Raw genomic sequence first — 13,664 nt, 5'->3', positions numbered from 1 at the left:
TCCTCAATGGAGTAAGACTTAGACCAGAATGGACACCTACAGCAATAATGAAGGTTAAAATATTAACCAACACTAAATAAAAATAACTTTGATAATGTCAGCGGTGAATTAATCAGAATAGTGCAGTGCAACTCAGTAATCCTGACCGTAATGGCGAAGCAGTCTATGCTCTAAAAACCGGGTCAAACCGACGATAAAGGTAACGCCAATAAGATACACTATGGCGGCAAAAAGGTAAGCATGGAAGAATTTAAAGCTAGTTGCAGCAACCTCCTGAATTCGCGCGAAAAACTCAGTATATTGGATAAGAAAAACGATGGTGCTGTCTTTAAGGTTATTAATCACCTGATTCGTTAAGGCTGGAATGGAAGACAGCAATACCTGAGGCAGTATAATCCACAAAAAGACCTGCCGTTTGTTCAACCCCTGAACGACTGCTGCCTCCGTTTCATACTTATTCAATGCGTTATAGGCCGTTGTCATGTACGCGGCATTATATGCGCCGACATTCAAGGTAAAACCTGTAACCGCCACGGTAAAAGAGGACAGGTGAATGCCAGATTGAGGTAAACCATAATAGATAACAAACAGAATAAGAATGAGTGGCGTACCGATAAAGAAATCCATGTACAGTCGAGTTATGGCTTTTACCACGGGGCGATGGCTCAGGCTCAGAAAGAAAATAATAATTCCCCACAAAAAACCGGTGATGGAAACAATCAGCGCAAGTTTACAGGTTTCTTTAATACCGTCCACAACAAGTGGCAGTTGTTCAGTCAGGTCATTAAAGAAGAGAGACCAGCCAGCGATCATCGTTGTGCCTCGCTAAAAAAACAGTGGATATCTGGATCCGTTTCTCGTAAGGCAAGATCGGTAAAAGCGCCTTCTGCACGAATCTTGCCATGATTAAGAAACGTTACGTTATCGCTTAGTAATCTGGCGAGGCGAATATCATGAGTGACGCATAATATAGTGACGCCATTGTCGTGAAGTTGCTTGATCAACATTCCGACTTCACGAGTCATGAGCGGATCAAGCGCAGACGTCGGCTCATCAAAAATAATGAGTTCTGGGTCGGTGACCATTGTACGGGCCAGGGCGACGCGCTGTTGCTGGCCGCCCGATAATTGCGAAGGGTATTTCGCGCTATGCGAGACCATATCAAGTTTTTGTAGCTCATGTAAGGCTTTCTCCCGAGCTAGTTGTCCCGGCATGCCAAACACTTTACATAGGGCAAGGGTAATGTTATCCATGACGTTAAGATGGCGATACAAAGCGTAATTCTGGAAGACACAACCGACTTTTTTTCTGAACTCAAGAATAGTAAATTCCTTGTCATAAATATTTCTCCCGTGAAAATAAATATCACCATAATCAGGCTCTTCTAATCGAAGCAGACAGCGTAAAAGCGTCGTTTTTCCACAACCCGATGGCCCCATGACTACTTTCATGTCTCCCGATTGAATTTTCAGACTAACCGTATCAAGAACCTTTTTTCCTGAATATTCCTTACTTATCTCTTTTAGTTCCAGTAAAGCCATGAGTATCACCTCTATTTTTATGCTTCAACTGATGCGATATTTTTTCTCAAACACTCCGGCCAGAAGAGTAAAAACTTTATAAATAATGAAATATAATACCCCGGCAAGAGTATAGATCTGTAACCCGTTCAGCGTGATGGCTGTCAGTGACATTGCCTGCTTCGTTATTTCAGCGATGCCTACAGTATAAGCAAAGGGCGTCGCTTTTAATACAGAAGAAAACTCATTGATAATACCGGGCACAGAAAATCGCAACATCTGTGGTAGTTCAATATTTATTATAACCTGTAATTGACGCATTCCTGCTACTTTCGCTACCGTAATTTCGTATGGCTCAACTAATTTAAGCGCCCCTCTGAACACCTCGGCAAGATAGCTCCCGCTGACTAAGCCGACGCTGAGGTTCATGGCCACCAGTGGTGAAACATATATGCCAATCGATGGCAATCCAAAATAAACAAGAAAAACAGCAATAAGTATTGGAATTCCCCGAAGAATAAAGACCAGTACGTCGAGCATCTTCTGTAGTGGAAGGGGGGATAGTCGCCGTAATACGGCGACTGTAAGCCCGGTAAAAAACGCTGAGAGAAAACAGGTAAATGTTACAAGCAGCGTATTACCAATCCCTTCCAATAGGAAATAAAAGATAGCCAGCATATTACCTGATGACATAGCTTACTATTTCATCCAGCTATCGACGATGCCAGATATTTTTTGTGGCCCTTGCTCTTTAAGCCATAAGTTAAAATCATCGCGCACGGGAGAGCCTTTCTTAAAGGCAATGCCAAGCTGATCAACATTCTTGAAAACATAACGACTTTCTATCGGCATCTTTTTCTTATTTTTGAAGGTAAAATAAACCGGCTCTTCTATAAAAGCCAGATCAAGATTGCCATTTTTTAGATCAGCCATCGTCTCATTATATGTTGGATACAATTTTACTTTACTTAACGAGTAGTATCCTTTGGGCTCCAGATCGTTTTTGATAAGGTCGGAGTAAGCCATTCCTCGAGGGTATCCAATAGAATATTGATTTAATTCATTGAGGTTATTGAGCGTTATTTTATGATTGGCCATACTGACCAGATAAAAAGAGTTGATGTAATAAGGTTCAGAAAAATCAATAACTTTCTTACGTTTATCTGTGATTGAAATTCCCGAAAATGCGACATCTGCCTGACCACTCGCCACTGCGCCAAGCATTCCATCCCAGGCATATTCGGTGATGTTTAGCTTACAATGCCGTGACTGACAGTAAGACGAAAAAAGCTCCAGATCTATCCCCTGCAATTTGCCATCAGCACTTTTAAATAACATAGGGGGAGAGGCCGGTGATACTGCGACATTGAGTGTTCTCCCTTCAACGATGCTATCAGCAAACGCTGAAGACGACATTATTCCCAACACTATCATCGATAAGCCAAATTTTTTGGATAACATGCTATCTATTTCCTGTAGTAAGGTAATGCGTATTATAAATTAAGCATTAGGGCGTGAACCTGACATTTGCAGGCGTAAAGTACTTAACATTATGTATTCCATCGCTGTTAACTAATTTAATCAGGAGGTTTGACAGGAATCATCAAAGGGAATGGATTGAATATACCATGAGATATCAACTGGATATGAGTGCAGCGACCCCATGAAAGGTGAAAATGTAAAGATACCATAGACATTAGTATACTGGACATAGTTTATGCTCCATTTACGCATACATATTTACATGATAAGCAGATAAATGCTTCAGTGACGGTGCCTTTCATGTCTCTAATTATCATCTTACCACTCTATCCAGGGCCAATATAAAGACTTATCTTTTCTTGTCAAATACATTTTTTGAGCTAAGTTGATTTGCGTGCTATCTATATTTGCAAGCATATAAATTATTTGTCTCATGAACAAACGACAACAAGTCAGGATTTTTGACGATGTTGTTATGTTTATCAAAACGTTAACTTGTTTTAATCGATGATAATCTTAATTCAGAAATGTCTGAATATATACGGTTGTCGAGATAAAATTCGCAAATTAACATCGTACATCTTATGTAATAAATATAAATACGATAAATAAATCCAAAACTGAGACTGCCAACCGGATAACAAACAGCAATAAAGAGGGCTCTCCATTAAGTTATCCTGGCAATGGTTAAGGTGGTAACATTTTTGATGGCTTTACCCATTTTAATCGTGTTCACAACACGTTAATTACCTTATGATTACCATGGTAATTAAAAATGAATCCTCGATGACTCGATGACTCGATGACTCGATGACTCGATGACTCGTTGGCTGAATGAAAAGAAAATTCTGCATCACATAGGCGCATGTATCGCGTATAATGGGCTCCGATGTCCCTAATCATTGCTATGACATAATAATATGTATCTTAACCGCTTTTGTTATTTACTCCTGATCTCCGCTGCGGTCGGAAGCATTTTTACATCGCATCCCGTCGCGATGTGGTTCCTGCTCGCCAATGTGCTAACGCTGGCGATCTACGGTGTAGATAAAACGGCGGCACGTAAAACCTGGCGCAGAGTGCCGGAATCCACTTTGTTGGTGTTTGGGGTTGTCGGTGGGTGGCCTGGTGCGATTGTTGGTCAACAACTCTTCCGTCATAAAACGCAAAAGCAGCCATTCAAAACATACTTTATCGTCAGTGTGATAGTGAGTATTGTAGTTACGGTGGCGATCTATCGACTCTATCCATTTTTGTCCTACTGAACATAGAGTATGGATCACTTATTGACCAACCGGCAGCAAAGACAACCTCATATTTTCATGCCACCGGCACTATGATATTGAGCGGTGTTTTGCTCAAGGCGTACCGCAGCCGATGGAACATTATTCAGTGGAATAATGATGAGCTATAAAACTTTCTAACATTGTGGCAAAACAATGATGGACTTCCTGGGTTGGATGGACAAGGTCGTTGAAGACGTATTGCGGACATATATCTAGCTGAGGGTCTTTAGCCCCGGGAACATGTACATAGCCGTGGTGAGTATAAGGGTTTTCCGTATCATAACCAATATTACTGGCCGCCTCCATTATCACCTTAAATGTATCGGCAGTCTCGTAATAGCATATTTTGTGCTGGGGGTATTTTTCTTTTAATTCTTCAACATTAGTTTTTAACAGGGCATTGTGAGCGATGCTTTCATCCTTAAGCTTTCTTTTTTCATCAGAATGTTTGCCATAGGGCGTTAAAGACAAATCGGGAATCCCCAAGACCAAAACATTATTAACTCCACCGGAAATTATTTTTTCAATATCATCAATTTGTTGCTCAACGACCATTATTACATTATCTTTGTGTAGTGTCATATAGTCATTAGCCCCCAATAAAAATATCGCCAGGTCCTGGTGAGAAGGGGTGTAAGATGCGACTTGTCTATCCGTATTTGATACAAAGTCACCGATGCAATTAAAGCAGGAATAGCTTGCCGATGTACTTCCCCCTTCAGCAAAATTAAGCATCTCTTTACCTAAGAAGTGTGGAGATGATAAAAACTCAGTCCAGGTAAATCCATTAGTAAACCTTCCGCCAAAGTATTGACCATAGGAGGGTAAGATATGATGTGTTTTTTCAAACATACGCCCTAAGGAGTCAGACAAGCTGTCGCCAAAAAATACCAGTCTGGTAATATCACCCAAAGAAATATTTTTGGGCTTGGGATGTGATTTATTGATTTCTTTGGCAAGACCAAAAGCTTCCGGATGACATTCAACCTCAATAGATAAAATATTGTCACCATTATCATCTTTAATAATCAACTTATCGGCGTGTTCCTGTGATTCTATAATAAACTGTTCTTTACATCCCTGAGACGCTAAGGCTCGAAGTTTGATGTAGGCTCCGCGAACCTGTACCGGTGTTAGATTCAGTTCCTGATGGTGGTAAAGATTAAAGATACATTCGAGCGCCTCTGCATGGTGGGTGGTAAAGAAATATGCTTTGATTTTCTCCCATAAACTTAATTCCGGAAGGCGTGCGCTTTCTTTTATCGCATTAAATTTTTCAGAACTGATAGATGATGTGAAATAACCCTGTCCAACACTCAATGGCATAGTGTCCTCCTTACTTTATTAAACACGCTTTAGCAAAACATTAATTAGCAAATATTAGCAAGAAAAGTAATCAGGTAAATGGTGTATATGGAATTACGCTTCTTTAACAGTTTTTCGTCGCCAATAAAATACATACAATGTTTATTGTTTTTCAACGAAGTAAATATATCATCAACAACGTGAGGTTAATACCTGGTACATATTATCTGACTGCTATCATTATTGAGTGTGCGCCTGGCTAAGGCAAAGATCTAAAAAAGAAGCCACTCCTGATTTTAGTGTGCTGGCGTGAGTATGAGCTGGCTTGATACTCAGGAAAATTAGGTAAACTTATCATCCAGCTATTATTTCCAAGGGGGGGGGTTATATAACGTGTTGATTTCTATTTTCATATTAAATATTTCTTAAGTGAGTTAACTATAATGAGTGATGATTCAATTATTAAAAACTCTTCAATGCTTTTGGCCTATTTAGGTGGTCTGGGATGGGGGAGCGCCTATTTTTATGGCTGGGGCGTCTCCGCGTACTATGGTTTCCCGTGGTGGTATGTAGGCGTCGGCCCTGACAACATTGCCCGAAGTCTATTCCATGCGATTAGCCTGATGGCTATATTCATAATAGCGTGGGGAGTGGGTATTCTATTATTTTTTTTAGTAAAGCAAAAAGCACGTATCCACGACCTTAGCTTCTTACGCCTTTTTTTGGCAGCGGTTTTGTTCTTTATTCCAATTGTTATCGAGTTTTCTCTCTTAACAGAATCGTTTTTGTGGGAGCTTTTTTTTATCATTTTACTGGTGGCTTTATGCCTATCGGTGGGGATGCGTTTTTATAGTAAATTGATGCCAGTGATTTGTTTTACGCAACTCAGTTGGGTGCGAAGACATTGTTTCACTATAGTTATGATTGGTTTTATTATATATTTTTTTATATTTTCTTTTTTTGTTGGGATCTATAAGCCACAATTAAAGAAAGAATACGAAATGATATTGTATGATGGAGGCTGGTACTACGTCCTGGCCAGATATCATGATAGTTTTATTTTGTCGAAATCCTTTACTAAAAATAACAATAGATTTATTATTTTTAGACCAGAAGATGGACACTCTTATGAAATTACCCTGGTAAAAGTCAGACTTTAATAAAATACTGGTTGGCAAGAGCGTGAAATGACGCCAGAGCTTCCCATAGCAGAGATTAGAGAAAGAACTGAGCGCCCATATCTGTAGGCTGTGGAATAGCAATGCCGGGAAGGGCATGGCATGACACTTTATCTGACATTACCATTTGAGTGACAGGTTAGCAGATGTTTCAGGCCAAACCCAAGTTGAACTGGAGCGCTCAGAAGCCGATTACCTACATAACAAATATTGGCCGCAAGCTTATGCTGTGGGCGAAATATACGACCGCTATTAGCCAGACTGGCTGTTAACTTATTTACCTTCCCATAGTAACCTATAACAGGGCTCCCTGAGGCATTGGCTAGCATCTGTGCATTGGAAAAACAGCTTCCATTTGCACTATAGCAACTTATAAAGTTTATTGCCTCATGAGAGTTGCTAATATGGCGGATTGATTTGAAAAGTGATGATGACTGACTTGCCCCGGAACCGTACCGATTTTCATGTTGAACAACAAAAGGGGCACCATGTTTACAAATCGAAATAGGCATGGATTATTACCTGAGATTGATTTCAAATTAACAATAATGATGACGCTTTTGGGTATTAAAAAACTTTCAAATAACGCTCATTTGATTTTTTGTCCACATTGATTAAGCCTGGAAAGACACAGGGTTGAGATATTTTCGCTACCCGACGGCGGTGTATCGAAGTTGTGATGTTACATTCTTACAAGACTGACATCTGTATACCATAACTTTTATTCATTACCACCTGGTGAGTAAATAAAAACTATTGAGCAAATATTTACTTCTGGGTAATGGGACTTGGATTCACACGGCATTACCTCTGTGCCCCAGTCGGGCAGAACATTGCAGCTTAGAAAGGAAGCTTTGGCGTTTATTGTCTGTGGCCAGAAAAAGTTCCCGTGCGCTGAATATGCTGAATGTGAACTGATTCTTGATGGCCTATGCCGACAAGTTATAAGTGATTGATTTTTATAGTGTGTTTAATTTTACAATTACGTAAAAATTCTGATAGTATACTACCCTATAGTATATGGAGGCCGAATGCCGCATTCACCTGAAGATAAAAAACGTATCCTTACCCGTGTTCGTCGCATACGCGGGCAGGTCGAAGCGCTGGAGCGGGCGCTTGAGTCTGGCGAACCTTGTCTGGCGATTCTGCAACAGATTGCCGCCGTGCGCGGCGCGTCTAATGGCCTGATGAGTGAAATGGTTGAAATCCATCTGAAAGATGAGCTGGTCAGCGGGGAAACTACGCCAGATCAGCGCGCGGTCCGGATGGCGGAAATCGGCCATCTTCTTCGCGCTTATCTAAAATAACAATTTCCCTCACCGTAACAGGAAGAGATATATGAAATCACGTGCAGCAGTTGCTTTTGGTCCCGGTCAGCCGCTAAAAATTGTCGAGATTGACGTTGCGCCGCCGAAAAAAGGCGAAGTTCTGGTCAAAATCACCCATACCGGCGTTTGCCATACCGATGCTTTTACCCTTTCCGGCGATGATCCGGAAGGCGTATTCCCGGCAGTCCTGGGTCACGAAGGCGGCGGCGTGGTAGTTGAGGTCGGCGAGGGGGTCACCAGCCTGAAACCCGGCGACCATGTTATTCCACTGTATACGGCGGAATGCGGCGAGTGTAAGTTCTGTAAGTCCGGTAAAACTAACCTTTGTCAGGCCGTACGCGCCACTCAGGGAAAAGGGCTGATGCCGGATGGCACTACCCGCTTTTCTTATAACGGCGAACCCGTTTATCACTATATGGGAACCAGCACGTTCAGCGAATATACCGTTTGCGCGGAAATTTCTCTGGCGAAAGTGAACCCGCAGGCGCCGCTGGATAAAGTGTGTCTGTTGGGCTGCGGCGTGACGACGGGTATTGGCGCCGTCCATAACACCGCTAAAGTGAAAGCGGGCGACACCGTTGCCGTTTTTGGTTTAGGCGGTATTGGGCTGGCGGTTATTCAGGGCGCGGTTCAGGCTAAAGCCGGGCGTATTTTAGCTGTCGACACGAATCCGGAAAAATTTACGCTGGCGGGCGAAATGGGGGCCACGGACTTTATTAATCCGAATGATTACGACAAACCGATCCAGGACGTTATTGTTGAGCTTACTGATGGCGGCGTAGATTTCAGTTTTGAATGTATCGGCAACGTTAACGTGATGCGAGCAGCGCTGGAATGTTGTCATAAAGGCTGGGGCGAAAGCATTATTATTGGCGTAGCGGGGGCAGGGCAGGAAATCAAAACCCGTCCCTTCCAGCTAGTGACCGGTCGCGTCTGGCGTGGCTCCGCCTTTGGCGGCGTGAAAGGGCGCACGCAGCTGCCAGGGATGGTCGAAGATGCGATGAACGGTAAAATCCGTTTAGATCCTTTTATTACTCACCGCCTGCCGCTGGAGCAGATTAACGATGCCTTTGAACTGATGCATCAGGGTAAATCCATCCGTACTGTTATCCACTTTGGCGATAACTGATTCATCCGCCAGCGGATTTTCCGCTGGCGCTTTTCTGAATTTTCTGGAATGAATGTTGTGAAAATGTGACGAAGGCGATGCTTTTCGCGATAAGCAAACGTCACGAAGTGCCGATGACTATCTAACGGGCGTGTTTTACGCATAAAACTTACAAGAGAGTCGACGGTCATGGGCAACACATTCTCGATGCAAGCCTCGCATAAACTGGGCTTCCTGCATCATATTCGGCTGGTTCCGCTGTTTTCCTCCATTCTCGGTGGCATCCTTCTTCTTTTTGCTTTGAGCGCCGGGCTGGCAGGCTATTTTCTGTTACAGGCCGATCGCGATCAGCGTGATGTCACGGACGAGATTCAGGTACGGATGGGATTATCCAACAGCGCTAACCACTTACGTACCGCACGTATCAATATGATCCACGCTGGCGCGGCGAGCCGGATTGCTGAAATGGATGAAATGAAAGCCAATATTGCCGCTGCGGAAACGCGGATCAAGCAGTCTCAGGACGGCTTTAACGCTTATATGTCCAGAGCGGTGAAAACACCCGCCGATGACGCATTGGATAACGAGTTAAACGCCCGCTACACCGCCTATATCAACGGCCTGCAACCGATGCTGAAATTTGCCAAAAATGGCATGTTCGAAGCGATCATTAATCATGAAAACGAGCAGGCAAAACAACTGGATGCCGCATATAACCATGTCCTGTTGAAAGCGATTGAACTGCGCACCGAGCGGGCAAGACTACTTAGCGAACAGGCTTACCAACGTACCCGGCTCGGTATGATGTTTATGATTGGCGCATTTACGTTGGCGCTGGTATTGACGTTAATGACCTTCATGGTGCTGCGTCGCACGGTGATACAACCCTTGCAGCAGTCTGCGTCACGTATCGAACGCATTGCGGCCGGCGATCTGACCATGGCTGACGAACCCACAGGACGCAGTGAAATAGGTCGCCTGAGTCATCATCTTCAGCAGATGCAGCATGCGTTGCAACAAACGGTAGGGGCGGTGCGTCAGGGGGCGGAGGAAATTTATCGAGGCACCAGCGAAATTACTGCTGGTAATACGGATTTATCTTCTCGTACTGAACAGCAGGCTGCCGCCATTGAACAGACCGCAGCCAGTATGGAACAGTTGACTGCAACCGTTAAACAGAATGCGGATAATGCGCATCACGCCAGCAAACTAGCGGAAGATGCTTCCGGTAAAGCCAGTCGCGGAGGCCAGATGGTTTCCGGGGTCGTACAAACGATGGGGAATATTTCCACCAGCTCGAAAAAAATCTCGGAAATTACCGCCGTCATTAACAGTATCGCTTTCCAGACCAACATTCTGGCGCTGAACGCGGCGGTCGAGGCGGCACGCGCCGGGGAACAAGGACGCGGTTTTGCGGTGGTCGCCAGTGAGGTTCGTACCCTCGCCAGTCGCAGCGCGCAGGCGGCAAAAGAGATTGAAGGCTTGATCGGCGCATCGGTCAGCCTGATTGAACAAGGCTCTGAAGAGGTTATCGCTGCGGGGAGCACCATGAATGAGATTGTGGATGCCGTCAAACGCGTCACCGATATTATGCTCGATATCGCGGCAGCCTCTGATGAGCAAAGTCGCGGTATTGTTCAGGTCAGTCAGGCGATTTCTGAGATGGACAGGGTTACGCAACAAAACGCGTCGCTGGTCGAAGAGGCGTCCGCGGCGGCGGCTTCGCTTGAAGAACAGGCCGCCCGCTTGACGCAAGCCGTTGATGCGTTTCATTTACAGGATACTGGCGCGACGATGCGATCATCCTTCCTTTAATAAGCGTCGCGCCAGCGGGCTATTTTAGCCGCGGGCGCGTTTAATGTCCGACAGCCGCTATCACAGCGGCATCGATTTACGGATCGCCGCAATCAGCATTTGCGCCCCGGTTGAGAGCGGGATATCAACTCGCGTAAGAATACCTATCGGTTCGCCTGCGCTCTGGGTCGGCACGGGTAATGAGACCAGCGTCGCCTGGCGAAGATCTTCTTTAACCGCGCCAGAGGGGACGAACCAGACGTAATCGTAATCTACGGTCAGTTGTCGTGATAACGATGCGGATAGCGTTTCGATACATCCGGCAGGCATTTTACACCCCTGGCTTTGCAACAGGGCTTCCGCATTCTGGCGCGGTACCGTGCCTTTTGGCGAGACGACTACCGGCCACTCCATAACCCGACTGAGCGTGATCGTCTCCTGTAACAGGGGATGACCGGGGCGTACCACTAATTTAAGCGATTCTAAAAACAGCAGTTCGTAATTTAAACCGCCCATTAATTCCGGGTCCGACATACGGCCAATACCCAGATCGATCTCGCCTGATTTCAGACCTGCAAGCAACATCGTATTGTTCATGGTCGCGACCTGTAACGAGGTCGATTTTTGCTGTTGATGGAACCGCCCAATAGCCGCCGGGAGTATACCCAGCGCAGCGGTGGGGAGCGCGCCAATACGTACCACATCGGCGCTGGCGTCCTCTTTGCGATTCAGCGCCTGCCCGGCGGTATTCAATGCATCTAATACTTTTACCGCATGAGTCAAAAATTGTTCGCCAGGAACCGTTAATTGCGCGCCCAGTCGCCCGCGTTCAAACAGACGGGTTCCGGTGAGTTGTTCCAGTTCGTTCAGCGTTTTAGAAAGCGCTGGCTGGCTCAGGTTAAGGGTTTCAGCCGCGCGCCCCAGAGTTCCCTGTTGCGCAACGGCGACAAATGTATGAAGGTGGCGCAACCGAATGCGCTGACTAAACAGACCATTTTTTTCCATAAGCGATGTTAAAAACAGAGCCGTGCGGGTGACAAGTAAAGTTGTTTGTTTTTGATAACCTGATAGCAAAATATTATTAACATTTTACCATTTCAAGTTACAACTGTTTTATTTTACTGATGATTCAACTGCCGTTAAGCGTGTTAAGCCGCGATCTGGTCGGGGATACGCCAGCTCATGTCAATCCGTTCTGCATAATGAATTCAGACCGGATCACACTTTATAAATTCTTCTCCCCGGAATGGATGAGGTTTTCTACACTCCAGGTAACATTCACTGGAGGCATGACATTATGGCGAACACCATCACGGCAGATGAGATTCGGGAACACTTTTCGCAGGCAATGTCGGCAATGTACCAGCAGGAAGTTCCGCAGTACGGTACGTTACTGGAACTTGTGGCTGACGTGAATCTGGCGGTGCTGGAAAATAATCCCAAACTGCATGAGCAGTTGGCTAATGCCGATGAACTGGCGCGATTGAACGTGGAACGACATGGCGCCATTCGTGTTGGCACCGCAGAAGAACTTTCTACCTTGCGTCGGATATTCGCCATCATGGGGATGTACCCAGTAAGTTATTACGATCTCTCTCAGGCGGGCGTGCCTGTGCACTCCACGGCATTTCGTCCCATTGACGAGGCTTCACTCTCGCGTAATCCCTTTCGCATGTTCACTTCGCTATTACGCCTGGAGCTCATTGAAAACGCGGCATTACGCCAGCGGGCGGCGGAAATCTTATCGCAGCGGGATATTTTTACATCGCGCTGCCGACAATTGCTGGATGAGTACGACGAGCAGGGCGGTTTTAGTGCTGCTCAGGCCGAAGAGTTCGTCCGTGAAACGCTGGAGACTTTTCGCTGGCATCGTCAGGCTACCGTTGATGAAGAAACGTACCGCAGCCTGCATCGTGAGCATCGTTTAATTGCCGACGTGGTCTGTTTTCCGGGATGTCACATTAACCATCTGACGCCGCGTACTCTGGATATCGACCGGGTACAGGCTATGATGCCGGAGTGCGGCATTACGCCTAAAACTCTTATCGAAGGTCCGCCTCGCCGCGAAGTGCCTATTCTGTTGCGGCAAACCAGTTTCAAAGCCCTGGAAGAGCAGGTGCTCTTCGTTGATGAAAAGCAGGGTACGCACACGGCGCGCTTCGGCGAAATTGAGCAACGTGGCGTCGCGCTGACGCCAAAAGGTCGTCGATTATATGACGAACTGTTGCACAAGGCGGGAACGGGTAAGGATAACTTCACGCATCAACTCCATTTGCGGGAGGTCTTTAACGCCTTTCCGGATAGCGAATTTCTGCTTCGCCAGCAGGGGCTTGCCTGGTTCCGCTATCGCTTAACGCCTTCCGGCGAGGCGCATCGTCAGGCGATCCATCCTGGCGACGATCCGCAGCCGCTTATTGAGCGCGGTTGGGTGATCGCGCAGCCGATTACCTATGAAGATTTTCTTCCGGTCAGCGCAGCCGGCATTTTCCAGTCGAATTTGGGAGATGAAACGCTGGCAAGAAGCCACGGCAATGCCAGCCGCGACGCCTTTGAACAGGCGCTGGGATGTGCAGTACGGGATGAATTTTCGTTATATCAGGAAGCGGAAGAACGCAGTAAACGCCGTTGCGGTCTGCTTTAAAAGCGGTAAGCTTCACAGGCTG

At 45.6% G+C, this 13,664-nt stretch carries 13 protein-coding genes; 6 read left to right on the top strand and 7 right to left on the bottom strand.

Annotated features, from left to right (window positions below; translation table 11 throughout):
• Positions 1–132 precede the first annotated feature (132 nt).
• The 4 genes from ABVN36_RS08825 to ABVN36_RS08810 are packed head-to-tail and all read right to left on the bottom strand — an operon-like array spanning position 133 to position 2,981.
• Complete coding sequence (locus ABVN36_RS08825) at positions 133–813, bottom strand: amino acid ABC transporter permease (RefSeq protein ID WP_000560165.1); 681 nt, start codon at positions 811–813, stop codon at positions 133–135.
• Positions 810–1,541 (bottom strand): amino acid ABC transporter ATP-binding protein, encoded by a 732-nt coding sequence (locus tag ABVN36_RS08820; RefSeq protein ID WP_001185903.1) that lies wholly within the window; start codon positions 1,539–1,541, stop codon positions 810–812. The genes ABVN36_RS08825 and ABVN36_RS08820 overlap by 4 nt, the downstream gene beginning before the upstream one ends.
• A gap of 24 nt (positions 1,542–1,565) precedes the next feature.
• Positions 1,566–2,213 (bottom strand): amino acid ABC transporter permease, encoded by a 648-nt coding sequence (locus ABVN36_RS08815; RefSeq protein ID WP_023137908.1) that lies wholly within the window; start codon positions 2,211–2,213, stop codon positions 1,566–1,568.
• Positions 2,214–2,219: 6 nt separating this feature from the next.
• Positions 2,220–2,981: a transporter substrate-binding domain-containing protein gene (locus ABVN36_RS08810; RefSeq protein WP_000949374.1), complete on the bottom strand. Its 762-nt coding sequence runs from the start codon at positions 2,979–2,981 to the stop codon at positions 2,220–2,222.
• A 941-nt stretch (positions 2,982–3,922) separates the two neighbouring features.
• Here ABVN36_RS08810 and ABVN36_RS08805 point away from each other — a divergent pair.
• Positions 3,923–4,267 carry a DUF1294 domain-containing protein gene (locus ABVN36_RS08805; protein ID WP_000281191.1) on the top strand — a complete coding sequence of 115 codons (345 nt, stop codon included), beginning with the start codon at positions 3,923–3,925 and terminating at the stop codon, positions 4,265–4,267.
• Between the two features lie 120 nt (positions 4,268–4,387).
• On the opposite strand, the gene sseJ is transcribed toward ABVN36_RS08805, so the two are convergent.
• Positions 4,388–5,614, bottom strand: coding sequence for an SPI-2 type III secretion system effector SseJ (sseJ, locus tag ABVN36_RS08800; RefSeq protein ID WP_023137909.1), 1,227 nt, complete (start codon positions 5,612–5,614; stop codon positions 4,388–4,390).
• Between the two features lie 422 nt (positions 5,615–6,036).
• On the opposite strand from sseJ, the gene ABVN36_RS08795 reads away from it, so the two are divergent.
• A complete protein-coding gene (locus ABVN36_RS08795) occupies positions 6,037–6,753 on the top strand; it encodes a hypothetical protein (RefSeq protein WP_001527697.1) in 717 nt (238 codons plus the stop codon).
• 128 nt (positions 6,754–6,881) lie between these two features.
• Here ABVN36_RS08795 and steB read toward each other — a convergent pair whose 3' ends face one another.
• Complete coding sequence (gene steB, locus ABVN36_RS08790) at positions 6,882–7,283, bottom strand: type III secretion system effector SteB (protein WP_077905235.1); 402 nt, start codon at positions 7,281–7,283, stop codon at positions 6,882–6,884.
• A 519-nt stretch (positions 7,284–7,802) separates the two neighbouring features.
• On the opposite strand from steB, the gene ABVN36_RS08785 reads away from it, so the two are divergent.
• From ABVN36_RS08785 to ABVN36_RS08775, 3 genes are all read left to right on the top strand, one after another.
• Complete coding sequence (locus ABVN36_RS08785) at positions 7,803–8,078, top strand: metal/formaldehyde-sensitive transcriptional repressor (protein ID WP_001120770.1); 276 nt, start codon at positions 7,803–7,805, stop codon at positions 8,076–8,078.
• Between the two features lie 31 nt (positions 8,079–8,109).
• Positions 8,110–9,228, top strand: a complete 1,119-nt coding sequence (locus tag ABVN36_RS08780) for an S-(hydroxymethyl)glutathione dehydrogenase/class III alcohol dehydrogenase (protein WP_000842141.1) — start codon at positions 8,110–8,112, stop codon at positions 9,226–9,228.
• A 168-nt stretch (positions 9,229–9,396) separates the two neighbouring features.
• Entirely contained in the window at positions 9,397–11,022 is a 1,626-nt protein-coding gene (locus ABVN36_RS08775) for a methyl-accepting chemotaxis protein (RefSeq protein ID WP_000528483.1), read from the top strand.
• A 60-nt stretch (positions 11,023–11,082) separates the two neighbouring features.
• On the opposite strand, the gene ABVN36_RS08770 is transcribed toward ABVN36_RS08775, so the two are convergent.
• Positions 11,083–12,006, bottom strand: a complete 924-nt coding sequence (locus ABVN36_RS08770) for a LysR substrate-binding domain-containing protein (RefSeq protein ID WP_000414251.1) — start codon at positions 12,004–12,006, stop codon at positions 11,083–11,085.
• A gap of 292 nt (positions 12,007–12,298) precedes the next feature.
• Here ABVN36_RS08770 and ABVN36_RS08765 point away from each other — a divergent pair, with 292 nt between their 5' ends.
• Positions 12,299–13,642, top strand: a complete 1,344-nt coding sequence (locus ABVN36_RS08765) for a VOC family protein (RefSeq protein WP_023137910.1) — start codon at positions 12,299–12,301, stop codon at positions 13,640–13,642.
• Positions 13,643–13,664: the final 22 nt, after the last annotated feature.

Origin of the sequence: Salmonella sp. SJTUF15581, from assembly GCF_043356775.1 — a bacterium.
GTDB lineage: Bacteria > Pseudomonadota > Gammaproteobacteria > Enterobacterales > Enterobacteriaceae > Salmonella > Salmonella enterica.
The sequence above is the reverse complement of the archived record's forward strand: the minus strand, read 5'-3'. Positions and strand labels throughout refer to the sequence as shown.